At 68.8% G+C, this 26,667-nt stretch carries 28 protein-coding genes; 11 read left to right on the plus strand and 17 right to left on the minus strand.

The genetic code is table 11. The annotated features are described in order from the left end of the window. Positions 1-5: 5 nt before the first annotated feature. From IEY36_RS01950 to IEY36_RS01965, 4 genes are all read right to left on the minus strand, one after another. Positions 6-974 (minus strand): tripartite tricarboxylate transporter substrate binding protein, encoded by a 969-nt coding sequence (locus tag IEY36_RS01950; protein WP_188965216.1) that lies wholly within the window; start codon positions 972-974, stop codon positions 6-8. Positions 975-1,036: 62 nt separating this feature from the next. Next, the gene (locus IEY36_RS01955) at positions 1,037-1,774 is read right to left on the minus strand and encodes a proteasome-type protease (protein ID WP_188965217.1); all 738 of its coding nucleotides are present in this window, start codon (positions 1,772-1,774) and stop codon (positions 1,037-1,039) included. 244 nt (positions 1,775-2,018) lie between these two features. Further along, a complete protein-coding gene (locus IEY36_RS01960) occupies positions 2,019-2,960 on the minus strand; it encodes an alpha-E domain-containing protein (RefSeq protein WP_188965218.1) in 942 nt (313 codons plus the stop codon). Further along, positions 2,954-4,483, minus strand: coding sequence for a circularly permuted type 2 ATP-grasp protein (locus IEY36_RS01965; RefSeq protein ID WP_456307039.1), 1,530 nt, complete (start codon positions 4,481-4,483; stop codon positions 2,954-2,956). Before IEY36_RS01965 ends, IEY36_RS01960 begins: the two co-directional genes overlap by 7 nt. A 181-nt stretch (positions 4,484-4,664) precedes the next feature. On the opposite strand from IEY36_RS01965, the gene IEY36_RS01970 reads away from it, so the two are divergent. Together IEY36_RS01970 and IEY36_RS01975 are read left to right on the plus strand one after the other, a co-directional pair. Then, positions 4,665-6,287 carry a thiamine pyrophosphate-dependent enzyme gene (locus tag IEY36_RS01970; RefSeq protein WP_188965219.1) on the plus strand — a complete coding sequence of 541 codons (1,623 nt, stop codon included), beginning with the start codon at positions 4,665-4,667 and terminating at the stop codon, positions 6,285-6,287. Continuing rightward, entirely contained in the window at positions 6,284-6,970 is a 687-nt protein-coding gene (locus IEY36_RS01975) for a hypothetical protein (RefSeq protein WP_188965220.1), read from the plus strand. Before IEY36_RS01970 ends, IEY36_RS01975 begins: the two co-directional genes overlap by 4 nt. Before the next feature lie 4 nt (positions 6,971-6,974). Here IEY36_RS01975 and IEY36_RS01980 read toward each other — a convergent pair whose 3' ends face one another. Both IEY36_RS01980 and IEY36_RS01985 read right to left on the minus strand, forming a co-directional pair. Next, the gene (locus IEY36_RS01980) at positions 6,975-8,390 is read right to left on the minus strand and encodes an amidase (RefSeq protein WP_188965221.1); all 1,416 of its coding nucleotides are present in this window, start codon (positions 8,388-8,390) and stop codon (positions 6,975-6,977) included. Further along, positions 8,387-8,593: a hypothetical protein gene (locus IEY36_RS01985; RefSeq protein WP_188965222.1), complete on the minus strand. Its 207-nt coding sequence runs from the start codon at positions 8,591-8,593 to the stop codon at positions 8,387-8,389. Before IEY36_RS01985 ends, IEY36_RS01980 begins: the two co-directional genes overlap by 4 nt. 113 nt (positions 8,594-8,706) lie before the next feature. Here IEY36_RS01985 and IEY36_RS01990 point away from each other — a divergent pair, with 113 nt between their 5' ends. Then, positions 8,707-9,843: a mandelate racemase/muconate lactonizing enzyme family protein gene (locus tag IEY36_RS01990; RefSeq protein WP_188965223.1), complete on the plus strand. Its 1,137-nt coding sequence runs from the start codon at positions 8,707-8,709 to the stop codon at positions 9,841-9,843. Here the strand turns inward: IEY36_RS01990 and IEY36_RS01995 are convergent. Together IEY36_RS01995 and IEY36_RS02000 are read right to left on the minus strand one after the other, a co-directional pair. Then, positions 9,834-10,268, minus strand: coding sequence for a hypothetical protein (locus tag IEY36_RS01995; RefSeq protein ID WP_188965224.1), 435 nt, complete (start codon positions 10,266-10,268; stop codon positions 9,834-9,836). The genes IEY36_RS01990 and IEY36_RS01995 overlap by 10 nt on opposite strands. Positions 10,269-10,351: 83 nt before the next feature. Further along, on the minus strand, positions 10,352-12,055 hold the full coding sequence (locus IEY36_RS02000; protein ID WP_188965225.1) for a gamma-glutamyltransferase family protein: 1,704 nt from the start codon (positions 12,053-12,055) through the stop codon (positions 10,352-10,354). Between the two features lie 118 nt (positions 12,056-12,173). On the opposite strand from IEY36_RS02000, the gene IEY36_RS02005 reads away from it, so the two are divergent. From IEY36_RS02005 to phoB, 7 genes are all read left to right on the plus strand, one after another. Beyond that, positions 12,174-12,959, plus strand: a complete 786-nt coding sequence (locus IEY36_RS02005; protein ID WP_188965226.1) for an enoyl-CoA hydratase-related protein — start codon at positions 12,174-12,176, stop codon at positions 12,957-12,959. A gap of 185 nt (positions 12,960-13,144) precedes the next feature. Beyond that, the gene (gene pstS, locus IEY36_RS02010; RefSeq protein WP_188965227.1) at positions 13,145-14,161 is read left to right on the plus strand and encodes a phosphate ABC transporter substrate-binding protein PstS; all 1,017 of its coding nucleotides are present in this window, start codon (positions 13,145-13,147) and stop codon (positions 14,159-14,161) included. A 65-nt stretch (positions 14,162-14,226) separates the two neighbouring features. Further along, a complete protein-coding gene (gene pstC, locus IEY36_RS02015; RefSeq protein ID WP_188965228.1) occupies positions 14,227-15,198 on the plus strand; it encodes a phosphate ABC transporter permease subunit PstC in 972 nt (323 codons plus the stop codon). Positions 15,199-15,214: 16 nt separating this feature from the next. Continuing rightward, the gene (gene pstA / locus IEY36_RS02020) at positions 15,215-16,096 is read left to right on the plus strand and encodes a phosphate ABC transporter permease PstA (protein ID WP_229681030.1); all 882 of its coding nucleotides are present in this window, start codon (positions 15,215-15,217) and stop codon (positions 16,094-16,096) included. A 17-nt stretch (positions 16,097-16,113) separates the two neighbouring features. Beyond that, a complete protein-coding gene (pstB, locus tag IEY36_RS02025; RefSeq protein ID WP_188965230.1) occupies positions 16,114-16,953 on the plus strand; it encodes a phosphate ABC transporter ATP-binding protein PstB in 840 nt (279 codons plus the stop codon). Between the two features lie 19 nt (positions 16,954-16,972). Then, positions 16,973-17,689 (plus strand): phosphate signaling complex protein PhoU, encoded by a 717-nt coding sequence (gene phoU, locus IEY36_RS02030; RefSeq protein ID WP_188965231.1) that lies wholly within the window; start codon positions 16,973-16,975, stop codon positions 17,687-17,689. A gap of 18 nt (positions 17,690-17,707) precedes the next feature. Continuing rightward, the gene (gene phoB / locus IEY36_RS02035) at positions 17,708-18,424 is read left to right on the plus strand and encodes a phosphate regulon transcriptional regulator PhoB (protein ID WP_188965232.1); all 717 of its coding nucleotides are present in this window, start codon (positions 17,708-17,710) and stop codon (positions 18,422-18,424) included. 416 nt (positions 18,425-18,840) lie between these two features. Here the strand turns inward: phoB and IEY36_RS02040 are convergent, their stop codons facing one another. From IEY36_RS02040 to IEY36_RS02070, 7 genes are all read right to left on the minus strand, one after another. After that, positions 18,841-19,284, minus strand: coding sequence for a cupin domain-containing protein (locus tag IEY36_RS02040; RefSeq protein WP_188965233.1), 444 nt, complete (start codon positions 19,282-19,284; stop codon positions 18,841-18,843). 15 nt (positions 19,285-19,299) lie between these two features. Then, positions 19,300-20,001, minus strand: a complete 702-nt coding sequence (locus IEY36_RS02045; protein ID WP_188965234.1) for an ABC transporter ATP-binding protein — start codon at positions 19,999-20,001, stop codon at positions 19,300-19,302. After that, positions 20,001-20,753, minus strand: a complete 753-nt coding sequence (locus IEY36_RS02050) for an ABC transporter ATP-binding protein (protein WP_188965235.1) — start codon at positions 20,751-20,753, stop codon at positions 20,001-20,003. The genes IEY36_RS02045 and IEY36_RS02050 overlap by 1 nt, the downstream gene beginning before the upstream one ends. Then, complete coding sequence (locus tag IEY36_RS02055; RefSeq protein ID WP_188965236.1) at positions 20,746-21,675, minus strand: branched-chain amino acid ABC transporter permease; 930 nt, start codon at positions 21,673-21,675, stop codon at positions 20,746-20,748. The genes IEY36_RS02050 and IEY36_RS02055 overlap by 8 nt, the downstream gene beginning before the upstream one ends. Before the next feature lie 6 nt (positions 21,676-21,681). After that, the gene (locus tag IEY36_RS02060; protein WP_188965237.1) at positions 21,682-22,605 is read right to left on the minus strand and encodes a branched-chain amino acid ABC transporter permease; all 924 of its coding nucleotides are present in this window, start codon (positions 22,603-22,605) and stop codon (positions 21,682-21,684) included. A gap of 109 nt (positions 22,606-22,714) precedes the next feature. Continuing rightward, the gene (locus tag IEY36_RS02065; protein ID WP_188965238.1) at positions 22,715-23,896 is read right to left on the minus strand and encodes an ABC transporter substrate-binding protein; all 1,182 of its coding nucleotides are present in this window, start codon (positions 23,894-23,896) and stop codon (positions 22,715-22,717) included. 49 nt (positions 23,897-23,945) lie between these two features. After that, complete coding sequence (locus IEY36_RS02070; protein WP_229681031.1) at positions 23,946-24,755, minus strand: alpha/beta hydrolase; 810 nt, start codon at positions 24,753-24,755, stop codon at positions 23,946-23,948. 52 nt (positions 24,756-24,807) lie between these two features. On the opposite strand from IEY36_RS02070, the gene IEY36_RS02075 reads away from it, so the two are divergent. Then, positions 24,808-25,380, plus strand: a complete 573-nt coding sequence (locus IEY36_RS02075) for a nucleoside 2-deoxyribosyltransferase (protein ID WP_188965240.1) — start codon at positions 24,808-24,810, stop codon at positions 25,378-25,380. A 190-nt stretch (positions 25,381-25,570) separates the two neighbouring features. Here the strand turns inward: IEY36_RS02075 and IEY36_RS02080 are convergent, their stop codons facing one another. Together IEY36_RS02080 and IEY36_RS02085 are read right to left on the minus strand one after the other, a co-directional pair. Beyond that, positions 25,571-26,344: an enoyl-CoA hydratase gene (locus tag IEY36_RS02080; RefSeq protein WP_188965241.1), complete on the minus strand. Its 774-nt coding sequence runs from the start codon at positions 26,342-26,344 to the stop codon at positions 25,571-25,573. A 60-nt stretch (positions 26,345-26,404) separates the two neighbouring features. Then, a complete protein-coding gene (locus IEY36_RS02085) occupies positions 26,405-26,617 on the minus strand; it encodes a DUF1127 domain-containing protein (protein WP_188965242.1) in 213 nt (70 codons plus the stop codon). Between the last annotated feature and the right edge of the window lie 50 nt (positions 26,618-26,667).

Raw genomic sequence — 26,667 nt, forward strand, 5'->3', positions numbered from 1 at the left:
GGGCCTCAATTCGCCTGGATGCCGGCGAGGCGGATGCCTTCGGCCTGGCGGGTGATATCCTCGCGCAGGAAGCGGTCGAAGGCAGCGATGTCCATCGGGTCGACCAGCGCGCCCATGCGCGTCTGCATCGCCTGCGTTGCCGGCAGCGCCATGATGCGATTGACCTCGGCGTTCAGCTTCTGGCGGATCTCCATCGGCGTCGCGGCGGGGGCCATCAGTCCGAGCCAGATGCTGGCCTCGTAGCCGGGCAGCACCTCGGCGACGGTGGGCACGTCGGGCAGCAGCGGGCTACGCCGCAGGCCGGTGGTGGCGAGCGCGCGCACGCTGCCGGCGCGGGCCTGTTCGGCCATGGTCGGGATGGCGTCGAACATCATCGGCACCTGGCCGGAGATCAGCGCGGTGCGCGCCTCGTTCGAGCCGCGGAAGGGGATGTGGGTGATCTCGATGCCGGCGCGGGCGCGGAACACCTCGCCGGCGATGTGATAGGGCGTGCCGGGACCGGAGGAGGCGTAGTCGATCTTGCCGGGATTGGCCTTCGCGTAGGCGATGAGTTCCTGCAGCGAATTCGCCGGCAGGGAGGGATGCACCGCCAGCACATGATGCGCGACATTGATGAAGGCGACAGGCGAAAGGTCGCGCATCAGCACATAGGGGCGGTTGGGCAGCAGCGTCTCATTCGCCGTGTGGGTATTGGACATCAGCAGCAGGGTGTGACCGTCCGGCGCGGCCTTGACCACGGCGTCGGCACCGATGGTGCCGCCGGCGCCGGGGCGGTTCTCGACCACCACCGGCTGGCCGAGCGCCTGGGTCAGCAGTTCGCCGAGGAAGCGGGCGGCGACGTCCGCCGACCCACCCAGGCCGAAGGGCACGATGATGCGGATGGGCCGAGACGGCCATGCCTGCGCCGAGGCGCCGCGCGCCACCGCAGCGCTTGCCAGTGTAGCCAGCGCCAATGTGGCCCTGCGTCCGATCATGGTGCCATCCTCCCGCTTCGTTTCCGGCATTAGGGGCATTGCCGGCGGGCGGAGGCAAGCGGTCAGGTCGGCACCCAATCCGGCACCGGCATGGCGCGGTAGGCCTCGCGCAGGCTGTTCGACCAGCCTTCGCGGACGGAGCGGAAATAGGGTTCGTCCTCGGTGATGCGCTTGCGCAGCGTGGCGCAGCAGCCGCCTTCCCGATACACGAGCAGATCGAGCGGCATGCCGACGGTGAGGTTCGAACGCAGCGTGGAATCCATGCTGATGAGGGAGAGCTTCACGCCGTCGACCAGCGTTGTGTCGGGGGTGACGACGCGGTCGAGGATCGGCTTGCCGTATTTGTGCTCGCCGATCTGCAGGAAGGGGGTGTCCTCGGTGGCTTCGATGAAGTTGCCGGCGGCGTAGATCATGAACAGGCGCATCGGCTGGCCGGTGATCTGCCCACCCAGCAGCAGGGCGACGTCGAAGCTGAAGCCCTGGGCGCGCAATGAGGGGCCGTCGGCCTCGAACACGGCGCGGACCGCGGCACCAATGAGCTGGGCGGCGCGGAACATGGAAGGGACGTCGCGCAGAGTGTGCCGTTCGCCGTCGAGCCAGACGCCTTCCTGCAGGCGCGACCAGACCTGCTGGCTGATGGCGAGATTACCCGAGGAGAGCATGGCGATCATGCGTTCGCCGGGCACTTCCTCGACATGCATCTTCGAGAAGGTGGAGATGTGGTCGACCCCGGCATTGGTGCGGGTGTCCGACAGCAGCACCAGCCCTTGCTTGAGATAGAGCCCGACGCAATAGGTCATGACAGGTGCCTCCACAGGGTTGGAGAGACGGTCATCGCGGGCGGCACGTCAAGTGCGAGGACGCCGTTCCGCCCTGCCCCGCTCCACCGCGAGCACCGCCGCCCTCCTTCGGCCCGATGCGCCGCATCGGGCCGCGAGCGCACGGTGCGACCGCGCCCAGACCACCCACCGCCCCCAGCGCACCAGTGCACGGCGCGAAGCCAAGGCCCGCGGATGCGGGCCGCCCGGCGTCTGAGGGTAAAAACTACGCCTGGAGATAGAATTCCTGGATCTGCTTGCCGAGTTCGAGATTGCGATTGATCGTCGCAGTCAGGAACTCGTGCAGCCCGCCCTTCATGATGTCCTCGATGCGTCCGAAGCGGAGCCTCGCATGCATCTCGCCGGCCAGGCGGTGGCATTCGCCGCGCCGCCCTCCATGCAGGGCGGCGATGCCGTCGAGCGTTTCTTCGATACGGGCGTAACAGGCGATCATCGAGCGCGGCAGTTCCGGGCGCAGGATCAGCAGTTCGGCGATGCGCTCGGGGTCCAGTCGCGAATGGTACACCCATTGGTAGGCGCGCAGCGCCGAAACCGAGCGCAGGATCGCCTGCCACTGCACATAGGCGACCGCGCCGCCTTCCTCGGTGCCCGCCAGCGCGTGGTGATGCACGTCGAGCACGCGGGCGGTGTTGTCGGCGCGTTCGAACATCGTGCCGAGCCGCACGAAGCTCCAGGCCTCGTCGCGCAGCATGGTGTCGGCATAGGCGCCGTTGAACAGGATGGTGCGCGACTTCACCCAGTCGAGGAAGGCCGGGAGGTTGTCGGGCGTGAAGGTCGCCTCGGTGGTGCGGCGGCCTTCCGACCAAGTCTCGTTCACCGCTTCCCACATGTCAGTGGTCAGCGCGGTGCGCACGCGGCGCGCGTTACTCCGCGCCGCCTCGATGCAGGACAGGATGGAGGAACCGTTGGTGGCGTCCGCGGCGAGGTAGCGCACCACATTGGCCTGCGACATCTCCGCGCCTGTCTCGGCGAAGCCGGGCGCGCAGCCCGAGGCGGTGAGCAGCGCGCGCCAGGCATTGTCGCGCCGGTCGACCGCGCCGGTCAGGCTCGCCATGCGCAGCGTCACCTGCAGGCCGCGCGCATTGTTGCCGGCCCGCTCCATGTAGCGGCCGAGCCAGTAGAGGCTGTCGGCGGTGCTGCTCAGCATGGGGCCGTCCCTTGCGTCTGGGACTGGGATTGCCCCTTCGACGGTCCCTGGGATTGCGATTGGGTCTGCGGCGATGGCGCGACCGCCGGCACATCAGCGGGGTCGTCCTCGAGCACCCAGGTGTCCTTGGTGCCGCCGCCCTGCGATGAATTGACCACCAGCGAGCCCTCCCGCAGCGCCACGCGCGTCAGCCCGCCGGGGACCACGCGCACATCCTTGCCGCACAGGATGAAGGGCCGCAGGTCGACATGGCGCGGCGCGATGCCGCTCTCGACCAGCGTCGGCACGGTGGACAGGGCGAGCGTCGGCTGGGCGATGTACTCGTGCGGCTTGGCCTTGATGCGGGCGGCGAAGTCGGCGCGCTGTTCGGCGGTGCTGTGCGGGCCGACCAGCATGCCGTAGCCGCCCGAGCCATGGGTCAGCTTTACCACCAGTTCATGCAGGTGTTCGAGCACATAGGCGCGGTCGTCGGCGCGTTCGCACAGATAGGTCGGCACGTTGGACAGCAGCGGTTCCTCGCCGAGATAGAAGCGGATCATCTCGGGCACATAGGGGTAGATCGCCTTGTCGTCGGCGATGCCCGCACCTGGCGCATTGGCGAGGGCGACGTTGCCAGCCTTGTAGGCGGCCATCAGCCCGGGGACACCGAGCACGCTTTCGGGGCGGAAGACGCGGGGGTCGAGATAGTCGTCGTCGATGCGACGATAGATCACGTCGACGCGGCGCGGGCCGGTGGTGGTCTTCATGAAGACGACGTCGTCCTCGACGAAGAGGTCTGGACCCTCGACGACTTCGACGCCCATCTCGTCGGCGAGGAAACAATGTTCGTAATAGGCGCTGTTGAAGGAGCCCGGCGTCAGGATGGCGACGCGCGGCCGGCCGCGGCAATTCTCGGGTGCTACGGATTTCAGCGTCTCGAGCAGTTCCTCGGGGTAGTGGCTGACCGGGGCGATGTGGTGGGCGGCGCAGAGGCCGGGGAAGAGCCGCAGCATCGCCTCCCGCCCTTCCAGCATGTAGGAGACGCCCGACGGCGTGCGGCAATTATCCTCGAGCACCCAGAAATCGCTGGCGCCGGTGCGCACCACATCGATGCCGGCGATATGGGTATAGACGCCGCCCGGCGGGACAAAGCCGGTCATCTCGGGGCGAAACGCTTCATTGTCGCGCACCAGCGCGCCGGGGATGCGGCCGGCCTTGAGGATCTCCTGCGCGCCATAGGCGTCGAGCAGGAACAGGTTCAGCGCCTTGACCCGCTGCACCAGCCCGCGTGAGAGAGACTCCCATTCGGCGCGCGCGAGGATGCGCGGGATGATGTCGAAGGGGATCAGCCGTTCCGGGTCGCCACCCTCGCCATACACCGCGAAGGTGATGCCGATGCGCTTGAACAGCAATTCGGCCTCGTGCCGTCGTCGTTCCAGCGCCTCGCGCGGGGTGGCGGCGAGCCAGCGGGCGATCTCGGCATAGGGTCCGCGGAACAGACCATCGGCCGTCATCTCGTCGAAGGTTGGGGTCGTTTTGGTCACCGTCGCGAAGTCCTCCGGTCACCAGCCTTGCCGGGGCGGGGGTGCCGGCGCAAGCCTGCGTTGCTGTCACGGCGTGGCAACCACGACGGTTTTGCCCAGGAAGCGGGCGAACGCTGGTCCCCGGATGGGCAGCGCGCGCCGTCGCCCCTATCGTCGTGCGTCCATAACGCCGGAGTGCCCGATGACCGAGCCTGCCCCGACCACCGCCGCCGAATCGATTGTCGCCGCCTTCGCCGCCGCCGGCACCAGGCGCATCTATGGCGTGCCCGGGGGTGGCTCGAGCCTCGATCTGGTCGCCGCCGCCAAGGCGCGGGGGATCGACTTCGTGCTCGCCCGGCATGAGACCTCGGCGGTGATCATGGCGGCGACCGAGGCGGAACTTGCCGGCACGCCGGGCGTCGCGCTGTGCACGCGCGGCCCGGGGGTGGGCAATGCGGCGAACGGCATGGCGCATGCGGCACTCGACCGCGCGCCGGTGGTGCTGCTGGCCGATGGCTTCGCGCCGACGGAGCGCGCCTTCGCCACGCATCAGTATTTCGACCATGCGGCGATGCTCGCGCCGGTGACCAAGGTGCAGCTCTCGGTCGGGCAGATGGCGGCGGGCGAGGCGGCGAGCCGCGCGATCGACGCCGTGCTCGCTGCGCCGCGGGGGGCCGCGCTGATCGAACTCTCAGCCGGGGCGGCGAAGCAGGCGGCGGTGCTTCCGGCGCGCGTGGCGCGCCCTGCCCTGCCGATGCCCGACGCGGCCGCGGTGGCGGCAGCGCGACAGGTGCTGGCGGCTGCCAGGCGCCCGGTGGTGGTGGTTGGGCTGGAGGCGGTGGACGCCGCGCCGGAATTGCGCGCGCTGGTCGCCGCGCTCGGCTGCCCGGCGCTGGTCACTTACAAGGCCAAGGGCGTGATCGCCGACACCGACCCGCATTTCGCCGGCATCTTCACCTGCGGCGCGGCGGAAGGCCCGGTGCTCGATGGCGCCGATGCGGTGATCATGGTCGGCGCCGATCCGGTGGAATTCATCCCCAGGCCGTGGCGCTGGCCGGTGCCGGTGGTCGAGGTGGCGACGGCGCCGCGGGCCATGCCCTATGCCGTGGCGGCGGCAGCGCTGTCTGGCGCGATCGGGCCGGCGCTCGCCGCGATCGCCGAAGGGGCGAAGCGCTCGGATTGGGACCCCCAGTCGATCGCGGCGCTGCGCGAGGGCTGGCTGCTGACGCTCGCCAACGACCCGAAGCGCGGTGGCGGGATCGGGCCGCAGCGGCTGGTCGAGATCACGCAGGCGGCTTGCCGCAAGGCCGGGTTCGATCCGCGCGTCGCGGTCGATGCCGGGGCGCATATGTTTCCCGCCACGACTTTCTGGCAGTGCGAGCGACCGGGGGATCTGCTGATCTCGAATGGGCTGGCGACGATGGGCTTCGCGCTGCCGGCGGCGATCGCGGCGGCATTGCATGACCCGGCGCGCGGGGGGCTCGCCTTCACCGGGGATGGCGGGTTGCTGATGGGGCTCGGGGAGCTGGCCACGGCGGCGACACTCGGCGTCAAGCTGGTGGTGGTGGTGTTCAACGACGCGACGCTCTCGCTGATCGACATCAAGAAGGAGAAGCGCGACCTGCCGGAGGGTGCGCTGGGCTGGCCGCGCGCGGACCTCGCGGCCGCGATGCGGTCGATGGGTGGCGTCGGGCTGAGCGCGAATACCGAGACCGAACTCGCCGAGGCGATGGCATCGGCCTGCGCGGCGAAGGGGCCGGTGCTGATCGATGTCGCGGTCGATCCGTCGGGCTATCCGGCACAGATCAAGGCGCTGCGCGGATGATGGCGCTGGCCCGGCTACTTGTGGCCTTGGCGCTGATGGCGCCAGGCGCGGCGCTCACGCTGGACGAACGCACGGCGGCGCGGGCCCTGTTGGCCACGCCCGGACAGGACGCGCCGACAGGCGAGCCACCCTGCATCGCCTTCGCCCCTTGGGGCGCGCCGGCGGAGGGCGTGTTCCTCGTGGCGGTGCCGAATGACCGCGAGGAGATCGTAGTCGCGCTTATGCGCGATGGCGCCGATGGCCAGCCTGCCATCCTCGCCGGGCCGGCGTCGTTCGAGCCGATCACGCTCGGCCCGCTCTGGGCCTGCCTGCTGACCGCGGTGGAGCAGGCGCCGCTTGGTGTGCGGCCGACGATCGGGATTCGAGTGTCCAATTCCTACACCTCGACCGGTCGCAGCACCTCGACCGCAGCGTTGCATCTGCTGCTGGTCGAGGGCGCGGTGCTGCGTCCGGTCTTCGGCAGCCTGGTTTCGGCCGTGCACAGCGAAGGCGAGATCGGTGGCCGCCGCACCGGCTGGACGCGGCGATACCAGGTGGAGCGCCGGCCGGCACCGCAGGGCGCGATGCCGGAGATCACCATCCGCGACGCGCGGACCCGACGGGTGGTGAGCCGCCACCGCTGGCGCGGCGAGGCCTATCACCCGCCCGTCTTCGACCGCTTTCCGCCGGTCGGGCCGGGCTGACCGGTCAGGCCAGTGGTGGCATGCGGGCGTGCCAGTCGGTGTCCTGCTGGTAGGCATCGGCGACCATCAGTGCGCGGCCCTCGCCGAAGGGGCGTGCCGAGAGTTGCAGGCCCATCGGCAGGCCGCGATCGTCGAGCCCGCAGGGCACGCTGACCGTCGGCAGGCCGAGATAGTTGAAGGGGCGCGTATTGGCCGAGACGGCCATGTGCCGCGCCCAATTAGCCGCGGGATCGACGTCGATGTCGGTCTCGGCCAGCGTGGGCACGCGCATGCGCAGGGTCGGCGTGGCGACGATGTCATGGTCGATGAAGGCCTCCTTGCAGAATTGGCGCAGGAGGGCGCCGCGCCGTGACAGCGCTTCCAGGTAGTAGGTACCCGGAATGGCATAGCCGCCGTAGAGGCGGCCGGAGAGGTGGATCGCGTAGTCGCCCGGATGATCGCGCATCCAGTTGGCGTGGATGGTGGCTCCTTCGACGCGGCTGACCACGGCGACATAGGCGCCGATCGCGCGCAGCGACGGGCAGGCGACGTAGTCCACCGTCGCGCCGCGCGCCTTCAGCACCTCGAGCGCGGCCTCGAAGGCGGTGACCACGATGTCATCGGCGCTGTCGAAGAACCATTCATGCGGCACGGCGATGCGCAGCCCGCGAATGTCGCCGGTCAGCGCGGCTTCATAGTCCGGCACGGCTTCCGGGGCGGCGGTCGGGTCGATGTCGTCGCTGCCCGAGATCACCGTCATGACGCGCGCCGCGTCGCGCGCGGTGCGGGTCAGCGGGCCGACATTGTCCATGCTGAAGGAGAGCGGCATCACCCCGGTGCGCGGCACGCGCGTCTGGGTGCCCTTGATGCCCGTCACGCCACAGATGGAGGCCGGCAGGCGGATCGACCCGCCGGTATCCGAGCCCAGCGCGGCGGCGAAAAAGCGCGCGGCGACGCCGGCACCCGAGCCGGAGGAGGAGCCGCCTGTGCAGTAAGGCAGATTCCACGGATTGTGACAGTCGCCGAAATGGGCGTTGTGGCCGGTCGGGTTCTGGGCGAACTCCGCCATGTTCAGCGTGCCCATGTCGATGGCACCGGCTGCATCCAGGCGCTGCAACGCGGTCGCGGTCACCGTCGGGGTGAAATCGCGGCGGATCTTCGAGCCGCAGGTCGAGACCTTGCCGGTGCGGTAGTACATGTCCTTGTGCATCATCGGCACGCCGGCCAGCTTGCCGAGCGCCACACCGCCGGCACGCGCCTTGTCCTGCGCAGCCGCGGCTTCGAGCGCGGCCTCCCGGTCCAGGCGGATGACGGTATTCACCTTGACGTCATGCGCATCGATGCGGGCGAGGCAGGCGCGCACCATCGCCTCGGCAGTCACCTCGCCCTTCGCGAAGGCCGATGCGGCGTCGGTGACGGAGAGTTCGGCGAGGTCGCTCATGCGCCGGGCTCCGCTTCGGCGCGCAGGGCGGCTTCGAAGCTGGAGGGCTCGTCCTCAAACACCAGCGTGCCGCGCAGCGCCTCGAATTCCTGGATCAGCGCCGTGAAGTCGTCGAGGCTCCGCAGACCGGCCGCGTTGGGGCATTCGACGCCGGTCCAGAGGCGGATCGCCTCCATCACGGGAGGGACGGGTTCACTCGCCATTCTGTCACTACTCCTGCATTGCCAGGCCGCATCCTGGGCATGGCGAAGGGCAGGTTTGCAAACCGCGTGCCCGGCTGGCAGCCTCGACCGCAACGAACCGAGGAAACCTGCCGATGAAGATCGTCGATGTGCGCGCCTACCCGACCTCCTTCCCCTTGCCGCCGGGGGGGCCGCGGCTCGGCATCGGCCAGGCGGTCAAGCGCGATGCTGTGATGGTGAAGGTCACCACCGAGGACGGCATCGTCGGCTGGGGCGAGGCGCATCATGGCCGCGCGCACACCGCCGTCGCGACGCTGATCCAGACGACGCTGCGGCAGTTGATCCTCGGCATGGACGCCTTCGACACCACCGGCATCAATGCGCGCATCTACAAGTACCAGTTGGCGAGCCACGGCATGGGGGCGGGCTGTGCGCTGGCGATGTCGGGCATCGACATGGCGATCTGGGATGCCAAGGCGAAGGCGCTGAACCTGCCGCTGTACAAGCTGCTGGGCGGGGCGGCGCGGGCGGTGCCGGCCTATGCCGGGGGCGTGGCGCTCGGCTACCAGGAACCGGCGGAGTTGATCGACGAGGCGGCGCCGCACATGGCGGCCGGCTACAAGGCGGTGAAGCTGCGCGTCGGCGATACGGTGAAGGACGATGTGGCGCGCATGGAGGCGGTGCGCGACGCCTTCGGCAAGGAGCTGACGATCCTGACCGACGCCAATATCGGCTACAACATCGACCAGGTGCGGCAGGTGATGCCGGAGATGGACCGGCTCAACATTGGCTGGCTCGAGGAACCCTTCCCCGCGCACGACCATCATTCCTATTCCCAGGCTCGCGGCTATGGCTCGACGCCGCTGGCCGCCGGGGAGAACCACTTCACGCGGTACGAGTTCACCCGCGTGCTGGAGGATGGCGTCATCACCATCTGGCAGCCGGACCTGTCGAAATGCGGCGGCATCACCGAGGCGCAACGCATCGCCGCCATGGCGAGCGCCTTCAAGATCCCGATCCATCCGCATTCATCAATGACCGGGGTGAACCAGGCGGCCTCGATCCACTTCCTCGCCGCAATCGAGAATGGCGGGTATTTCGAGGCTGACATCTCGCGCGCCAACAAGTTCCGCGACGAGTTGTGCAGCACGCCATGGACGATCGGGGCGGATGGCCATGTGCGGCCGAACGAGACGCCGGGGATCGGGGTCGAGGTGGATGAGGGGTTCCTCGCCGCCTATCCGGCGATCGAGGGGCCGGGCTACGTCTGATAGCCGGCCAGGCTGCAGAGACGTTGCTTCGCGCGCGGCCGACCCGCAAGACCCGCGCGCCAGACCGTTCGCCTCGCCGTTGACCCGGTCGTCAGCCAGGCCCGGCGGCAAGATCCCCCCGCGATGACGACGGCGTGCTCCATGATTTGGCGCCCGACGCAGTTCCAGGTGGTGATGCCGCCGACCGGGATGCACCGCACCAGCCCCTCAGCGAGTTCGGGTAGCGTCAGGCCCTGGCGCAGCGCATTGGCGGCGTGGACCTCGGCGCCGCCCTGCACATCCAGCAGCGTCAGGGCCAGGTCCTTGATATTGAGGTCAAGCGCGCCACCGGTATTGGGCGCGCCCATCGCCGCCTCGCGCGGCAGGCCATAGCCGGCGAAGGTACCCGGGGCATGGGTGAGCAGCGGGCGGAAGCCGTCCGGCACCTGGTCCGGTGGTCGCCTCGAAATTCGCGATGCCGCAGGCCACCGCCACCGCCACCGCCAGGAGCTGATCGGCCGTGCTGCCGTCACCCGGCGATGGCATAGGCCGGGCGGCGCGGATCGGCACCGGCGCGCACGAGGCCGGCCTTGGGGTCGGACAGCACCGCCTCGACGCTGCCGGCGAGCCAGGTGATGTCCGGCCATTCCTTCACCTCATGCCCGCGTGCGGCAAGGTCGTCGCGAACCGCCTGCGAGATGCGCGATTCCACCGCGATGCGGGCGGGGAAATAGTCGAAGGGCGCGAAGGAGGAGGGGAAGGCATAGGAAGCGAGGCGCGGCGCCTCGATGGCGTCCTGCAGCTCCATGCCGAAATGGAAGACATTCAACATGACCTGCAGCATCGCCTGGATCTGCACGTCGCCGCCCGGCGTGCCGAAGGGCATGACGCCGCCATCTTCCGTCACCAGCATCGCCGGGTTGGGCGTCAGGCGCGGGCGCTTGCCGGGCGCGACACCCGAGGGATGCGCCGGGTCGGGCCGTGATTGGCTGCCGCGGTTGGACGGGATGAGGCCGAGGCCGGGCACCACCGGGGAATTCCAGGAGCCGTCCGACGGCGTCGCGCTGAAGGCATTGCCCCAGCGATCGACCACGGCGACGTAGGAGGTATCGGCCTCGACCTTCGGCAGGTCGGTGCGCTGTGGGCCATCGGCGGGGGTGCCCTGGCCGAGCAGAGGTTCGTACATGGTGGGATGGGCTCGGGCCGGGTCGATCTGCGCCAGCCGGGCGTCGAGGTGTTCGGGCGAGAGCAGCCCGTCGAGCGGCACCTGGGTGAAGAGTGGGTCGCCGAAATGGTATTCGCGGTCGGCCATCGCCGCCTTCACGCATTCGGTCAGCAGGTGCAGGTAGTCGGCCGAGTTGTGCGCCATGCCGGAGAAGCCGGCACGTTCCATCAGCAGCAGCGCCTGGGCGAGTGCTGGCCCCTGGCACCAGGGGCCGCAGGTCAGCAAGGTGTGGCCGCGCCAGGGGCGGGCGACGGCGGGCTCCAGCCGCGACCGGAAGCCCTCCATGTCCTCCATGGAGAGGAAGCCGCCCTCGGCCCGGATGAATTTCACGATCTCCCGCGCGATGTCGCCGCGATAGAAGGCGGCGTGGGCGGCGGCGAGGCCGGCCATGCGCCCGCCCTTGGTTGCAGCGCGGCGTTCTTCCTCTACCATATATGTAAGAGTACGGGCGAGGTCGGATTGCACGAACCGGTCGCCGACCTTGGGCGGTGCGCCATTGGGCAGGAAGATCGCGGCGTTCGAGGGGTAGCGCGCGTAGTCGGCCTGGTGCAGCGCGACGGTCTCGGCGAGCAGCGGGAAGACGGCGAAACCCTCCCCGGCGAAGCGGATGGCGTATTGCGCGACATCGCCGAAGCCCATCGTGCCATGACGTTCCAGCGCAGTGATCCAGGCATCGGGTGCGGCCGGGACCACGGTGCGGCGGACGCCGTTCGGGATCTTGCCGCCGTGTTCGCGCATGAAGATGTCGGGCGGCAGGGATCGCGGCCAGTGGCCCAGGCCGGCGATGGTCTCGACCGTGCCGTCCGCCATGCGGATCATGATGGGTGCTACGCCCGCGACATTGACCAGGTCGGGCAGCAGCACGCCGAGGGCCATGCCGGCCGCGCAGCCGGCATCGATGGCGTTGCCGCCGGCCTCGAGCACCGCCATGCCGGCGGAGGCCGCCAGGTAATGCCCCGCCGAGATGGCGTGGCGGGGACCGGAAAGCGTGGGGCGGCTGCTGGCCATGGCGGGGCCTCCTGACTGACGGGGGAAGCCTCGGCGCGCTGCGGCCATGCGTCAACGGCGGCTTGGCGGCGGGGCGCCGCGCGGCAAGGATGCGCAGGTTCGAATAGGGAGAACCGCCATGTCAGACCCCGTCCTGCTGTCCGTCGACGAGCGTGGCATCGCCACCGCCACGCTGAACCGGCCCGCCAAGGGCAATGCGTACAATGAGGAATTGCTCGGCGCGCTGATCGCCGGGCTCGACAAGCTGCATGACGATGACAGCGTCCGCGCGCTGGTGATCCGCGGCGCGGGCAAGCATTTCCAGGCCGGGGCGGATCTCGACTGGCTGGCGCAGGCGGCGACCTACGGGCCGGAGCAGGCCTACACGGCCTCGATGGCGACGACGCTGGCGATGCAGAAGTTAAACGAGTTCCCCAAGCCGACCTTCGCCCTGGTGCATGGCGCCTGCTTCGGCGGCGGCTGCGGCGTGGTGTGCTGCGTCGATGTCGCGATCGCCACGCCCGCGGCCATCTTCGGCCTGACCGAGGTGCGCGTCGGCGTGGCACCGACGCCAATCTCGACCCACATGGTCCATGCCATGGGGCTGCGCCACACGCGCCGCTACGCGCTGACCGGCGAGCGCTTCGATGCCGCCGAGGCATTGCGAATCGGTCTGGTGCATGAAGTGGTGGCGGCCGAGCGGGCCGATGCGCGGCTGGCCGAGATCATCGACCAGACGATGTTGTCCGCTCCCTCGGCCATCGCGATGACGAAGGATTCGTTCCTTGGTGCTAACGGACTGAAGCTTTCGGCCCGCGAGATGTCATTGCTGGCGCATGAATCATGGATGCAGCGGGCCAGCGCCGAGGGGCGGGAAGGCCTTGCCGCGTTTCGGGAAAAGCGCCGGCCAGCCTGGTATCGCTGAGGCCAAGTGGGCGCGGTCCGGTGGGCCGCGCCTGGCGCAGAGCAGGGATGACCGCCTCGGTTGTCGCACCGGCTGTCATCGAACCATCATAAAACTGCAATCGTGACGTCTTCCACCCCGCCTAGAAGCCGCGGCGTTGGCGCTATCATCGAAGGCGCCGCTGAAACATCTACGGAGTGACGCTCATGAACAGGCGGTCCATCCTTCTCGGCGCCGGCGCGGTACTGACCCTTCCGCTCGCTGCCCGAGCCGAAGACGCGAACATCACCGGCGCTGGCGCGTCGTTCCCCAACCCGGTCTACCAGAAGTGGGCCGAAGCGGCCCGTCCGGCGATCGGTGTGCACCTGAACTACCAGTCGGTGGGTTCGGGCGCCGGCATCAACCAGATCAAGAACCGCACCGTCGACTTCGGCGCGACCGACGCGCCGCTGAACGCCGACCAGCTGACCGAAGCGAAGCTGCTGCAGTTCCCGACCGTGATGGGTTCGGTGGTGCCGATCATCAATGTCCCGGGCATCGCGAACGAGCAGCTGAAGCTGACCGGCGAGGTGCTGGCCGAGATCTTCATGGGCAAGATCACGCGCTGGAACGACGCCAAGATCGTCGCGCTGAACGCCGGCGTGAGCCTGCCCTCGCTCGCCATCGCGCCGGTCTATCGCGCCGACGGCTCGGGCACGACCTTCGTGTTCACCTCCTACCTCTCGGCGGTGTCGGCCGATTGGCGCGGCGGCCCGGGTGCCGCCACCTCGGTGCGCTGGCCGGTCGGCAATGGCGCGCGCGGCAATGAAGGTGTGGCTGGCGGCGTGCGCAACACGCGCGGCGGCATCGGCTATGTCGAGAATGCCTATGCCAGCCGCAACAACCTGGTCACCACGCAGCTGAAGAACAAGGACGGCAACTTCGTGAAGCCGACCATGGAGAACTTCCTGGCGGCGGCGTCCAATGCGGATTGGTCGGTGCCGGGCTTCGCGGCCAACATCATCGACCAGGCGGGTGCGACCTCCTGGCCGATCGTCTCGCCGACCTTCATCCTGCTGCCGACCGACCCGCAGGATGCGGCGCGCAGCGCCAATGTGCGCAAGTTCTTTGACTGGGCCTACAAGAACGGCGACGCGCTGGCCCGCGAACTCGAGTACATTCCGCTGCCGGAGGCGACCAAGACCGCCATCCGTGCCGCCTGGACCCGCCAGTACGGCGCCTGAACCAAGGATGGGGCCCGGCCATCGCGCCGGGCCCCGCCTCCCTTCCCTCCTGATGGGCAGATTCCGTGAGCCAGGCCGCAACCGCTTCCTCCGCAACAATCAGTCACAGCGCTAGACGCGGTGGCAATCTCGGCGACCTCATCTTCGAATGGGCCTGCCGGGGTTCCGGGCTCCTCGTCCTGGTGCTGCTGGGCGCCATCATCATCGAGTTGTTCATCGCCGGGCTGCCGGCGTTTCGCGCCTTCGGGATCGACTTCATCTGGTCGACCGACTGGGACCCCGTGCAGGAGGTGTTCGGCGCCGGCGTGTCGATCTACGGCACGATCGTCACCGCGGTGCTCGCCATCTTCCTCGCCGTGCCGCTGGCCTTCGGCGTCGCCTTTTACCTGACCGAACTCGCGCCGACCTGGCTGCGCGGGCCGGTCGGCACGGCGATCGAGCTGCTCGCCGCCGTGCCCTCGATCATCTACGGCATGTGGGGCTTCTTCGTGATCGCGCCGGCCTTCGCCGCACATATCCAGCCCTGGATCATCGACAATGCCGGCGAACTGCCGCTGATCGGCTTCCTGTTCCAGGGCGCGCCGTTCGGCACCGGCATCTTCACCGCCTCATTCATCCTCGCGATCATGATCCTGCCCTTCATCGCGGCGACGATGCGCGACGTGTTCCAGCAGGTGCCGCCGGTCTACAAGGAAAGCGCCTACGGCCTGGGTGCGACCACCTGGGAAGTGATGCGCGGCGTCGTGCTGCCCTATACCCGGATCTCGGTGGTCGGCGGCATCATGCTCGGCCTCGGCCGTGCCTTGGGCGAGACGATGGCGGTCACATTCGTGATCGGCAACGCCAACCGCATCAGCACCTCGCTGTTCGGGCCGGGCAACACCATCGCCTCGTTGGTCGCGCTCGAATTCGGCGAAAGCGAGACGGGCAGCCTGAAGCTGGCATCGCTGCTGGCGCTCGGTTTCATCCTGTTCGTGCTGTCCTTCATCGTGCTTGCGACCTCGCGCTACCTCCTCCGCTCCCGCCTGAAGGCCTGATCCGATGAGCCTCTCCATGACGGCCGGTTCGGTCCCCGGCCCCCGCAAGGACCCTGAGGTGGCGGCAGCCCTTGGGCGGCGCCGCAAGCGCGCCGACCGGATCGTGCGCGCCTTGTGCGTGGGCTCGACGCTGATCGGCCTTGCCTTCCTCGCCTCGATCCTGATCACGCTGACCTATCGCGGCTTCACGGCGATGGGCCCCAACGTGTTCACCCGCGTCACCGCGCCGCCGGGCTCGGACGGTGGCCTGCTCAATGCCATCGTCGGCAGCCTGATCCAGGCGAGCCTCGGCACCGCCATCGGCACGCCGATCGGCATGCTGGTCGGCACCTACCTCGCCGAATACGCGCGGGGGTCGAAGTTCGGGAACATGGTCCGCTTCGTCTCGGACATCCTGCTCTCGGCACCGTCGATCCTGGTGGGTCTGTTCGTCTACCAGATCCTGGTGCTGCCCTTCGGCGGCTTCTCGGGCTGGGCGGGCGTGGTCGCACTGGCGATCATCGTCATCCCGGTGGTGGTGCGCACCACCGAGGACATGCTCACCCTGATCCCGAACACGCTGCGCGAGGCGGTGATCGGCCTGGGGTCGCCCAAGTGGAAGATGATCGTGTTCGTCTGCTGGAAGTCGGCGATGTCGGGCATCATCACCGGCATCCTGCTGGCCATCGCCCGCGTCGCCGGCGAGACGGCGCCGCTGCTCTTCACCTCGCTGGGCAACAATGGCTGGGCGACCGACCTGACGCGGCCGATGGCGAGCCTGCCGGTGGCGATCTACTCCATGGCCGGGTCGCCCTTCGAAGATTGGATCGCCCTGGCCTGGGCCGGTGCGCTGCTGATCACGCTGAGCGTGCTTGCTCTCAACATCCTGGCGCGCACCCTGCTGCGCGGCCGCAAGTAGGCGGAAGGAAACAACCCATGTCCACCACAGCAGAAACCGGCACGGCCGGCGCCGGCACGCAGGGCTTCGGCGGCGTCCAGGCCCGTTCCGACGTCACGCTGAACGCGCCGCGCATCGCCATCAAGAACCTCGAATTCTTCTACGGCGACAATCGGGCGCTGAAGGGGATCGACTTCAACATCCCCGACCGCCAGGTGACCGGCATGATCGGGCCTTCGGGCTGCGGCAAGTCCACCCTGCTGCGCGTGCTGAACCGGATGTACAGCCTGTATCCGGGCCAACGCGCGACCGGCGAGGCGATGATCGACGGCATGAACATCGTCGCTCCCGATGCCGACCTCAACGCCCTGCGCGCCAAGATCGGCATGGTGTTCCAAAAACCGACGCCGTTCCCGATGACGATCCAGGAGAACATCTCTTTCGGCATCCGCCTGCACGAGAAGCTCTCCCGCAGCCAGATGGATGAGCGCATCGAATGGGCGCTGACCCGCGCCGCCATTTGGGACGAGGTGAAAGACCGGCTCGATGCATCCGCGCTCGGCCTGTCGGGCGGGCAGCAGCAGCGGTTGTGCATCGCGCGCACCATCGCCGTGCGCCCAGAGGTGATCCTGTTCGACGAGCCGACCTCGGCGCTGGACCCGATCTCCACGCTGAAGATCGAGGAGCTGATTGACGAGTTGAAGCGCGACTTCACCATCGTCATCGTCACGCACAACATGCAGCAGGCGGCGCGCTGCGCCGATCAGGTGGCATTCTTCTACCTCGGCGAGCTGATCGAGGTTGCTCCGGCGGCGCAGATGTTCACCGCGCCGAAGCACCCCAAGACCCAGGAATACATCACCGGCCGCTTCGGCTGAGCGGCGCGAGGAACACCCGATGCCCAACGAACATATCGTGCGTAGCTACGACGAGGATCTCCGCCGCCTGCGTGACATGGCGGCGCGCATGGGTGGCCTGGCGGAACGCCAGGTGGCCGATGCGACCCGCGCGCTGGTGCGCCGCGACACCGACCTCGCCTCCGAGGTGGTGCAGCGCGATGTCCAGATCGACGCGCTGGAACGCGAGATCGAGGCCTTCTGCGTGCAGCTTCTTGCGCTACGCCAGCCGGTCGCCTCCGACCTGCGCGTCATCATTTCGGTGATGAAGGTCTCGAACGACCTGGAGCGCATCGGCGACTACGCGGCCAATGCGGCCAAGCGCGCCATCGTACTGGCCTCCCTGCCCGCGCTCGGCAGCCTCAACGGCTTCGAGCGCATGACGCATCTGGTGCAGGAGAACCTGAAGGCGGCGATGGATGCGTTGGTCAACAACGACGCCGAGGCCGCCGGGCGCGTCTGGGCGGCGGATGAGCCGATCGACACCATCTACAACGGCATCTTCCGCGAATTGCTGACCTTCATGATGGAGGACCCGCGCAACATCTCCGCGGCGACGCACATGCTGTTCATCGCCAAGAACCTCGAACGCATCGGCGACCACACGACCAACATCGCCGAACGCATCCACTACGCCGTGCGCGGCGACAGCCTGCCCGACGAGCGCCCCAAGGCCGATGATTCGGCCTATGCGGTGGTCCGTCCGGCCGGCGAATAACACACAAGGGAAACGCCGATGGCCGAGGCCTATTCGACGCTTGCCAAGCCCACGATCCTGGTGGTCGAGGATGAGGCGCCGCTGATGACGTTGCTGCGCTACAACCTCGAGAAGCAGGGGTTCAAGGTCGATGAGGCGGCCGATGGCCAGGAGGCGCTGCTGCGCGTCTCCGAAGCCAGGCCCGACCTCGTGCTGCTCGACTGGATGCTGCCCGCGCTGTCGGGCATTGAGGTGTGCCGCCAGCTCCGCCGTCGCCCCAATACGCGCGACCTGCCGATCATCATGGTCACCGCCCGCACCGAGGACCAGGACGCGGTGCGTGCGCTGGACACCGGCGCGGACGACTACATCGCCAAGCCCTTCGTGATGGACGCGCTGCTCGCGCGCATCCGGGCGCTGCTGCGCCGGTCAGGCGGGGCGGCGACCAAGGGAACGCTGACCTATCGCGACCTGACCATGGACCAGGATTCGCATCGCGTGTCGCGCGGCGGACGGGCGCTGCATCTGGGGCCGACGGAGTACCGGCTGTTGGAATTCTTCCTGCAGCACCCCGGGCGGGTGTTTACACGCGAGCAGATGCTCGATGCGGTGTGGGGGCGCGACATCCATGTCGAACCCCGCACCGTGGATGTGCACATCCGCCGGCTGCGCAAGGCCATCAACGGCGAGCATGAGGTGGACCTGATCCGCACCGTGCGGTCGGCGGGGTATGCGTTGGACGCCGAGGATCATTGACGGAAGGTCGAGGGGCGCCGCCCCTCGAGCACCCCGGCAGGAAACTCAGTTTCCTGCACCTTCGCGCGATTTCCACGAAATCGATGGGATCGTGGCGCGGGCGCATGGCCGTACCGTCGGCAGAAGCCAGCATCGGCTCTGATGACCGCGCGATGTTTAATCCGGGAACCGAGAGCGATTGTGTCTACTCGGATTCACCCCAATACCTTGCCTCGCGACGCAACGAACAGCGCCCCGGACACTCCGGCACCGAACCCCACCCCTACGCAAGGCATGCATGCCGCAGGAGCAGCATGCCTTTACTGCCCGGCGCCAAAGGACGGCATTCCAAATGCCCCTGGCATTTGGCGGGGTAGCTTGGAGGGGCAGCGACCCTCCAACCTTCCTTCGCCGCTCATACCGGAGCACCACGCGACTCACTCCGGCGGCGGCAGGAACTCCACCTCGTATTCCGACGCGATACGCACCACCTCGCCCGGATCGGCGACGTTGTGGATGCGCGTGAACAGCGTGTAGAGCCCTTTCGCCGGCGTCACCCAGAACAGCGCACGCACCGGCGCCCCCGACTTGTTGAAAATGCCGTGCATGATGCCTGCCGGCATGCGGATCAGGTCGCCCGCCGTCGCGGTCAGCGGCTGGCCGTCAAGCACCAGGTCGAAGCGGCCCTCCAGCACGCGGATGAATTCATCCTGCGAGGCGTGGATATGCGGCGGCACGAAGGTGCCATCGGGGAACAGCGTGTCGAAGGCGAAGCAGGATTCGCCATGGGCGACCGGCTTGTAGGTCTGGCCCAGGATGTTCCAGACGACGCCGTCGATCCCCTCTCCGGCCGGGGTGATGCCTGCGGTCAATGCGGTCATGGGTCTCGTCCTCCCTCAGACGTGAAGATAGGTGTCGCGCACTTCGGGTGCGGCCGAAAGGGCCTCGCTGCTGCCGGTCCAGACCACGCGGCCCTTCTCGATCACCACATGCCGGTCGGCCAGGCGCTGGATCGCGGCGAGGTTCTTGTCGATCAGCAGGATCGCCAACCCCTCGGCTCGCAGCGCCGCCAGCACAGCCCAGATCTCGGCCCGGATGATCGGCGCCAGGCCTTCCGTCGCTTCGTCGAGGATCAGCAGGCGCGGGTTGGTCATCAGCGCGCGGCCGATGGCGAGCATCTGCTGCTCCCCTCCCGACAGCCGTGCGCCGAGATTGCGGCGCCGTTCCTCCAGGCGCGGGAACAGCGCGAGCACCGCGGGCAGCGTCCAGCGCGGCGCCCCGCCCGAGCGGTTGGCGGCGGTGGCGACGAGGTTCTCCTCGACCGTCAGCGTCGGGAAGACCTGGCGGCCTTCCGGCACCAGTCCGATGCCGCGCTGGGCGATGCGGTAGGGCGGCAGCCCGGTGACGTCGGTGCCGTCGAAGGCGATGCGCCCGCCCTGCGGGGCCAGCAGCCCCATCACCGCGCGCACCGTCGTCGTCTTGCCCATGCCGTTGCGGCCGAGCAGCGTGACGACCTCCCCGGCCCCGATGGTGAAGCTGATGCCGTGCAGCACGCGGCTGTCGCCATAGCCGGCAAGAAGGTTCTCGACCGCCAGCATCACGCGTCGTCCTCGCCGAGATAGGCGGCGCGGACCTCGGCATTGCCGCGGATCTCGGCGACCGTCCCGGTAGCGATGATGCGGCCGTAGACTAGCACCGAGATGCGGTCAGCGAGCGCGAAGACCGCCTGCATGTCGTGCTCGACCAGCAGGATGGTGTAGGCAGCTTTCAACCGGGTCAGCAGGGCGATGAGGCGCGCCGTCTCCTCCGGCCCGGCACCGGCCAGCGGTTCGTCGAGCAGCAGCAGTCGGGGACGCGTGGCCAGCGCGGCCGCCATTTCTAGCGCGCGCTTTTCGCCATGGGAGAGCGCGCCGGCCAGCACTGTGGCGCGATCGGCGAGGCCGACCTCGGCCAGGACGGCCAGCGCCGCTTCGTTCAACGCAACTTCGCTGGTGGCGGCGCGGAAGAAGCGGAAGGAAGACCCGACGCGCGCCTGGGCGGCCAGCGCGACATTCTCCAGCGCCGAGAAGCCTGCAACGACATTGGTGATCTGGAATGTCCGCGCGAGGCCAGCGCGAACCCGCGCCGGGCGCGACAGCCGCGTGATGTCCCGCCCGGCGAAGACCACTTGGCCGGAATCCGGCGCGACGAGGCCGGTGATCTCATGGATCAGTGTGGTCTTGCCGGCGCCATTCGGGCCGATCACGGCGTGGATCTCGCCCGGCATGACATCGAGCGAGACGCCGTCTGTCACGGCCAGCCCCCCGTAGTGCTTGCGCAGGTCAGCAAGGCGCAGCAGCGGCTCAGCCATGGCGCGGCGCCACCAGGGAGGACAGGCCGCCGCGCAGCAGCAGTACCGAGACCACAAGCAGCGGCCCGAAGATGATCTTCCAGTGCGGCGTCAGTTCCGCGAGCCACGTCTCCAGCAGCACGAAGACCAGCGCGCCTAGGATCGCCCCCCAGAGTCGCCCGACGCCGCCAAGGATGACCATGAACAGCAGTTCGCCCGAACGCTGCCAGGACAGGATGGCGGGGGAGACGAATTCGGTGGCATTGGCCAGCAGGAAGCCCGCGACGCCACCGAAGCCGCCGGCGATGACATATCCCACCAGGCGGAAGGGATAGGGCGCGAGGCCGACCGCCTCGACGCGTTGCGCATTCTCGCGCGCGGCGCGCAGCACGCGGCCGAAGCGCGACGCCAGCAGCATCGCGCAGGCCGCCCAGGTCAGCGCCAGCGCACCGAGGCAGATGTAGTGGAAGACGAGACGGTTCTCGAGCAGCCGCGTGCCGGCGAGTTCGGTGCGGCTGTACAGCGTAGTGCCGTCATCGCCACCATAGGCCGAGAGCGAGGCGGCGGTGAAGAAGGCCATCTGCCCGAAGGCCAGGGTGATCATGATGAAATGCACACCGCTGGTGCGGATGGCGATCGCCCCCGTCAGCAGCGCGAAGGCCGACGCGGCGCCGATCGCCGCCGGCAGGACGCGCAGCGCGTCGGTGATGCCATGGGCGTCGAGGATCACCACCGCATAGGCACCGACGCCGAGGCAGGCGGCGTGGCCGAGGCTCGCCAACCCCGCCCCGCCCACCAGGAAGGAGAGCGAGACGGCCGCCATGGCGAGGATCATCATCCGCGCCATCAACGTCATTTCGTAGGAGGCCGCGAAGCCGGCCAGCGGCGCGATGCCGAGGGCGGCGAGCAGCAGCAGCGGCAACCAGGCCTCGCGCAGGCGCATAGCGGGTCAGCCGGCGCGGACGGGAAACAGCCCCGCCGGGCGGAAGGCCAGGATCGCCGCCATGGCGATATAGACCAGCATCGAGGCGAGTGCCGCGCCGGTCTGCCGCGCCGGTGACGCGTCGAGGAACAGCCGCATCACGTCGGGCATCAACGACTTGCCGAGCGTGTCGATCAACCCGACCAGCAGGGCGGCGAGGAAGGCGCCACGGATCGACCCGATGCCGCCGATGACGATAACCACGAAGGCGAGGATCAGGACGTTGTCGCCCATGCCCGGTTCGACCGAGAAGATCGGCCCCGCCAGCACACCGGCGAAGCCCGCCAGCATCGCCCCGAAGGCGAAGACCATGGTGAATAGCCGGCCGATATCGACGCCCAGGGCGGAGACCATGGCCGCGTTGGTGGCGCCGGCGCGCACCAGCATGCCCGCGCGGGTGCGGTCCACCAGGAACCACAGCCCGCCGGCCGTCGCGATGCCTGCCGCCAGCACCGCGATACGATAGATCGGGTATTGCAGGCCGGGCATGATCTCGATGCCGCCGGCGAGCAGTGGCGGGATCGGCACCTGCAACGGCGAGGCACCCCAGAGGAGTTTCACGCCCTCATTCAGGAACAGGATCACGCCGAAGGTCGCGAGCACCTGCGAGAGATGGTCGCGTGCATAAAGGTGCCGGAACACGAGCACTTCCAGCACCAGCCCCGCCGCCAGCGCCGCCGGCAGGGCGAGCAGCAGCCCCCACCAGAAGGACCCCGCCGCCGCCGCCAGCCAGGCGCCCAGATAGGCACCCAGCATGTACTGCACGCCGTGGGCGAGATTGATGAAATCCATGACGCCGAAGACCAGCGTCAGCCCGGCGGCGACCAGGAACAGCAGGATGCCGAGCTGCAGGCCGTTGAGTACCTGCACCAGCAGCAGTTGCGCCGTCACGAAGCGCTCCTGACGTGCTCGTGCATGTCAGTCGCTGCCTTGGTCTCGCGCGCGGCCGCCCCGCCAACCCCACGCGCAGGGCCCTTCGCGCGCCGCCGCGCGAAGGGCATCAGCGCATGCGGCATTCGGCGGCCCAGGGGTCGACCGCATTGGTGAAGATCTTGCGGTCGGTCTGGGTCTCGAGCTTGCCATCGGCGCGGCGGCCGACCTTGAGCAGCCAGAAATCCTGCACCGGGTAATGGTTCACGCCGAAGCTGAACGGCCCGCGCACCGAGCGGAAATCGGCGGCCTTGATCGCGGCACGCAGCGCGTCCTTGCCGGCAAGGTTGCCGCCCACCTTGCGGATGGCGGAATCGAGCAGCATCGCCGCGTCATAGGCCTGCGCCGCATAGGTCGCCGGCACCGCATTGTGGGCGGCGATGTAGTCGGCCACGAACTTCACGTTCTGCGGGTTGTCCATGTTCGGCGCCCAGGACGCGGCGGAATAGAAGCCGAGCGCGGCATCGCCCTGCGCGGGCAGCGTCGCCTCATCCACCGTGAAGGTGGACAGGAACGGAATGGTCTGCAGCCCGGCCTGGCGGTACTGGCGCACTAGGTTCACGCCGAGCCCACCGGGCATGAAGGTGAAGATCGCATCCGGGCGCGCGGCGGCGATCTTCGCCAGTTCGGCGGAGAAATCGAGCTGGGTGAGCGGGACGAAGACCTCGTCCACCACCTCGCCCTTGAAGCGCGACTTGAAGCCGGCGACGGCATCGCGACCGGCCTGGTAGTTCGGCACCATGACGAAGACGCGCTTGTAGCCGGCATCTTCGCAAGCCTGGCCGATCACCGAATGGACCTGGTCGTTGTTGTAGGAGGTCGTGAAGAAATTCGGGTTGCAGCCGCGTCCAGCGAAGGTCGAGGGGCCGGCATTGGTGCTGATCAGGAAGGTGCCGCTCTCCGTCACCGGGCGGATGATCGCGGCCAGGATGTTCGAGAACACCACGCCGACGATGAAATCCACCTTGTCTCGTTCGAGCGCCGCGCGGACCTTGGTGACGCCGACATCGGGCTTCAGCTCGTCGTCGATCAGCACCGTCTCGGCGGTCAGGCCACCAAGCTTGCCGTCGAGGTGGCGCAGCCCGAGCGCAAAGCCCTCCTTGAGCTGGTTGCCGAGGGCTGCCTGCGGGCCGGTCTGCACCGCGACGACGCCGATCTTCACGCCGCCCGCGGGCTGCGCGTGCAGGATGCTGGGCGCGGCCAGCAGCGCCGTCGTTGTCCCCAGAAGCCCGCGCCGTCCGATCCCGACCATGAAAACCCCCCTGTTTGCCTGGATTCCAGCTTCTCTTAAGCGCGATCCGTCAGTCGGGCGCAAGTCGGCCCGCCATCGCCGCCGCCCTTGCAACCAGGGGATGTGCCGGATCGGTGAAGGGGTCGAGCACGGTAAAGTGGTTGGCGCCGGGCAGGACCTCCTGGCTGCCGGACCAGGCGGCGGCGAAGTCGCGGGTCTGACGGAGGAATTCATTGCTCTCCACGCCGCCGACCACGGCGTGCAGCGCGCCCGGTGCGGGGGGCAGCCAGCGAGGAGAGAGGGCGCGGGCTTCCTCGGCGGTGAGACGCAGGGCGGCGCCGAGGCTGGTGGGCAGAACGGGTTCGAGTTCGAAGACGCCGGATACCGGCAGCACCGCGCCGGCCAGATCCGCCGGCAGGGATGGGTCGATGGCCTTCCAGTCCGTCGCCATCAGCATCGCCGCCAATTGCCCCCCCGCCGAATGGCCGGCGACCAGCAACCGCCGCCCGGTCCGCCGGTGCAGGGCGGCACAGGCCGCCTGCATCTGCTGGACGATGCGCCGGAGCGGCACGGCGGGGCACAAATCATAGGACGGCACTGCCACCGTCACGCCATGGCCGAGCAGGCCACGCGCCCAATGGCTGGCGAAGGATTTGTCGAGCGCCTGCCAATAGCCGCCATGGATGAAGACGGCGACCGGACCGGGCGTGGCCGCCTCGAACAGGTCGAATCGCTCGCGCACGCCCTCGCCATAGGGGATGTCGAGCGTGGTTGCCGCCCAGGCGGCGCGAAAGGCGGCCGCGTCTTGCGCCCATTGGCCGATGATCGCGCCGCTATCCGCGACGCGCGCACGGTTGTTGTATTCAGCTTCGAGGTCCATGGCGCGCATTCCGCATGGCGCGGCGTGGCCGGGCAAGGCAGGATCGGCGGTGATGCGTGTCTATCTCGCCGGCCCCGAAGTCTTCCTTCCCGATGCGCTCGAGATCGCCGCGGCGAAGAAGCGCATCTGCGCCGCGCATGGGCTGGAGGGGGTGTTCCCCTTCGACACGCCGCCCCAGGCGCCGCCGGCGGAACGGCCTTATTGGATGCGCATCTATCTCGGCAATGAGGCGCATATCCGCTCCTGCGGTGGGCTGATCGCGAACCTCACGCCGTTTCGCGGGCCATCGGCCGATGCGGGTACGGTGTTCGAACTCGGCTTCATGCGGGCGCTGGGGCGGCCGGTGATGGGCTACAGCAATGCCGCGGCGGCCTTCCTCGACCGCAGCCGGGATTTCCTCGGCGCCGAGGCACGGCCACGCGAGGATGGTGGGTGGGAAGACGCCGAGGCTATGGGGCTCGAGGATTTCGGGTTGGCGGATAATCTGATGATCGATGGCGGCATCGCGGCGGCAGGCGGGGCGTTCGAGCGCACCGAGGCGGCGGCGGGTCGGCGCTGGCATGACTTGCAGGCGTTCGAGCGGTGTTGCGCGCGGCTGGCGGCCCTGGTGGGGAAGGCAGGTTGAGAGGGCGTCGCCCCCTCAACCTCCCCCACCAAATGACCGTGTCATTTGGGAAGCCGCCTCTTGGTGCGGGACCGAGTGGGCATGTCGCCTCCTCCTCAGCCGGGTCCCGGTGCAAAATACTGGTGTCCAGAGGCCCTTAGGCCTTTGGCGGGTGGGGTTCGGGGAGGGCAGCGCCCTCCCCGTCTTGCCTTCAGCCGCCCTTCTTCCGCGCCATGAACCCGCCCAGCATCCGCACCGGCTCATCCGTCCGCCAGGACGCCGCGAAAGCGTGGATCCCGGCCTCGATTGCCTGGCTGACCGTCAAATCCTCCCATTGCCGGATCAGCGCCTTCTGTGCGCGGATCGCCTGCGGCCCGGCTTCCAACAGCAACTCGACCCAGGCCTCGACCGCGGCGTCCAGACCATCGCCCGCCACGACGCGCTCTACCAAGCCCCAGTCACGTGCCTCGGCCGCGCCGATCGTCTCGGCGAGCAGCAGCAGGCGACGGGTGCGGCCCCAGCCGATCAGGCCGGGCAGCAGGGCGGCCTCGACCACCGAGGGGATGCCAACGCGCACCTCCGGCATGCCGAACTTCGCGGCCTCGGCGGCGAGGCGCAGGTCGCAGGCGGCGGCGATCTCGAGCCCGGCGCCGAGGCACCAACCATTGATGCGGGCAAGCACCGGCACGGGGCAGTCGCGCACGGCGCGGCAACAGCCGTGGACCAGGCGGATGAAGGCTTCGCCGCCGGCGGAATCCTTCACGGCGGCCATCACGGAGATGTCGGCACCACCGATGAAGGCACGCGGGCCGGCGCCGGTCAGCACCACGGCGCGCAGGGAAGCGTCCTCGGCGAGGCTGGCGAAGCTGGCGATGAACGCCTCCATCAGCGCCGGGTTCAGCGTGTTCAGCTTGGCGTCGTGGTCCACCGTCACCGTCGCGACCTGCCCGCCATGCGAGCGTCGCACATCAATTCGTCCTGCCATGCGATTTCCTCCGAAGCGGCGCATCCTGCCTGCGCGGCGGGAGACTGCCAATGTGGCGGGTCAGGCCCGCCAGCAGGGGTGCTCCGCTTCGGCCTGCGCCTCGGCCCGGGTCAGGCCGATGTCGCGCAACAGATGCGGGTCGAGGGTCGCAAGCCGCAGCCGCTGCTCACGGCGGTCCATGGCCGCGCCGAGCCAGGCCAGCAGCCAGGCCCAGGGGCGCCGCGCCCGCCGCACGGGCGGCGATGCCGTCATGAGGTCGGTGTGTGTGGTCATCGTCTTTCTCCAGCTCGTGGGCTGGAGAGATGCCGCAATCGGCCGCCGCG

Source organism: Neoroseomonas lacus (assembly GCF_014644535.1).
GTDB classification, from domain to species: Bacteria; Pseudomonadota; Alphaproteobacteria; order Acetobacterales; family Acetobacteraceae; genus Neoroseomonas; species Neoroseomonas lacus.

Bases quoted from the DNA above. Each gene is read 5' to 3' on its own strand.
- IEY36_RS01950 (WP_188965216.1), bottom strand. From the start codon at position 974: ATGATCGGACGCAGGGCCACATTGGCGCTGGCTACACTGGCAAGCGCT.
- IEY36_RS01955 (WP_188965217.1), bottom strand. From the start codon at position 1,774: ATGACCTATTGCGTCGGGCTCTATCTCAAGCAAGGGCTGGTGCTGCTG.
- IEY36_RS01960 (WP_188965218.1), bottom strand. From the start codon at position 2,960: ATGCTGAGCAGCACCGCCGACAGCCTCTACTGGCTCGGCCGCTACATG.
- IEY36_RS01970 (WP_188965219.1), top strand. From the start codon at position 4,665: ATGACCGAGCCTGCCCCGACCACCGCCGCCGAATCGATTGTCGCCGCC.
- IEY36_RS01975 (WP_188965220.1), top strand. From the start codon at position 6,284: ATGATGGCGCTGGCCCGGCTACTTGTGGCCTTGGCGCTGATGGCGCCA.
- IEY36_RS01980 (WP_188965221.1), bottom strand. From the start codon at position 8,390: ATGAGCGACCTCGCCGAACTCTCCGTCACCGACGCCGCATCGGCCTTC.
- IEY36_RS01985 (WP_188965222.1), bottom strand. From the start codon at position 8,593: ATGGCGAGTGAACCCGTCCCTCCCGTGATGGAGGCGATCCGCCTCTGG.
- IEY36_RS01990 (WP_188965223.1), top strand. From the start codon at position 8,707: ATGAAGATCGTCGATGTGCGCGCCTACCCGACCTCCTTCCCCTTGCCG.
- IEY36_RS02000 (WP_188965225.1), bottom strand. From the start codon at position 12,055: ATGGCCAGCAGCCGCCCCACGCTTTCCGGTCCCCGCCACGCCATCTCG.
- IEY36_RS02005 (WP_188965226.1), top strand. From the start codon at position 12,174: ATGTCAGACCCCGTCCTGCTGTCCGTCGACGAGCGTGGCATCGCCACC.
- pstS (WP_188965227.1), top strand. From the start codon at position 13,145: ATGAACAGGCGGTCCATCCTTCTCGGCGCCGGCGCGGTACTGACCCTT.
- pstA (WP_229681030.1), top strand. From the start codon at position 15,215: ATGACGGCCGGTTCGGTCCCCGGCCCCCGCAAGGACCCTGAGGTGGCG.
- pstB (WP_188965230.1), top strand. From the start codon at position 16,114: ATGTCCACCACAGCAGAAACCGGCACGGCCGGCGCCGGCACGCAGGGC.
- phoU (WP_188965231.1), top strand. From the start codon at position 16,973: ATGCCCAACGAACATATCGTGCGTAGCTACGACGAGGATCTCCGCCGC.
- phoB (WP_188965232.1), top strand. From the start codon at position 17,708: ATGGCCGAGGCCTATTCGACGCTTGCCAAGCCCACGATCCTGGTGGTC.
- IEY36_RS02040 (WP_188965233.1), bottom strand. From the start codon at position 19,284: ATGACCGCATTGACCGCAGGCATCACCCCGGCCGGAGAGGGGATCGAC.
- IEY36_RS02045 (WP_188965234.1), bottom strand. From the start codon at position 20,001: ATGCTGGCGGTCGAGAACCTTCTTGCCGGCTATGGCGACAGCCGCGTG.
- IEY36_RS02050 (WP_188965235.1), bottom strand. From the start codon at position 20,753: ATGGCTGAGCCGCTGCTGCGCCTTGCTGACCTGCGCAAGCACTACGGG.
- IEY36_RS02055 (WP_188965236.1), bottom strand. From the start codon at position 21,675: ATGCGCCTGCGCGAGGCCTGGTTGCCGCTGCTGCTGCTCGCCGCCCTC.
- IEY36_RS02065 (WP_188965238.1), bottom strand. From the start codon at position 23,896: ATGGTCGGGATCGGACGGCGCGGGCTTCTGGGGACAACGACGGCGCTG.
- IEY36_RS02070 (WP_229681031.1), bottom strand. From the start codon at position 24,755: ATGGACCTCGAAGCTGAATACAACAACCGTGCGCGCGTCGCGGATAGC.
- IEY36_RS02075 (WP_188965240.1), top strand. From the start codon at position 24,808: ATGCGTGTCTATCTCGCCGGCCCCGAAGTCTTCCTTCCCGATGCGCTC.
- IEY36_RS02080 (WP_188965241.1), bottom strand. From the start codon at position 26,344: ATGGCAGGACGAATTGATGTGCGACGCTCGCATGGCGGGCAGGTCGCG.
- IEY36_RS02085 (WP_188965242.1), bottom strand. From the start codon at position 26,617: ATGACCACACACACCGACCTCATGACGGCATCGCCGCCCGTGCGGCGG.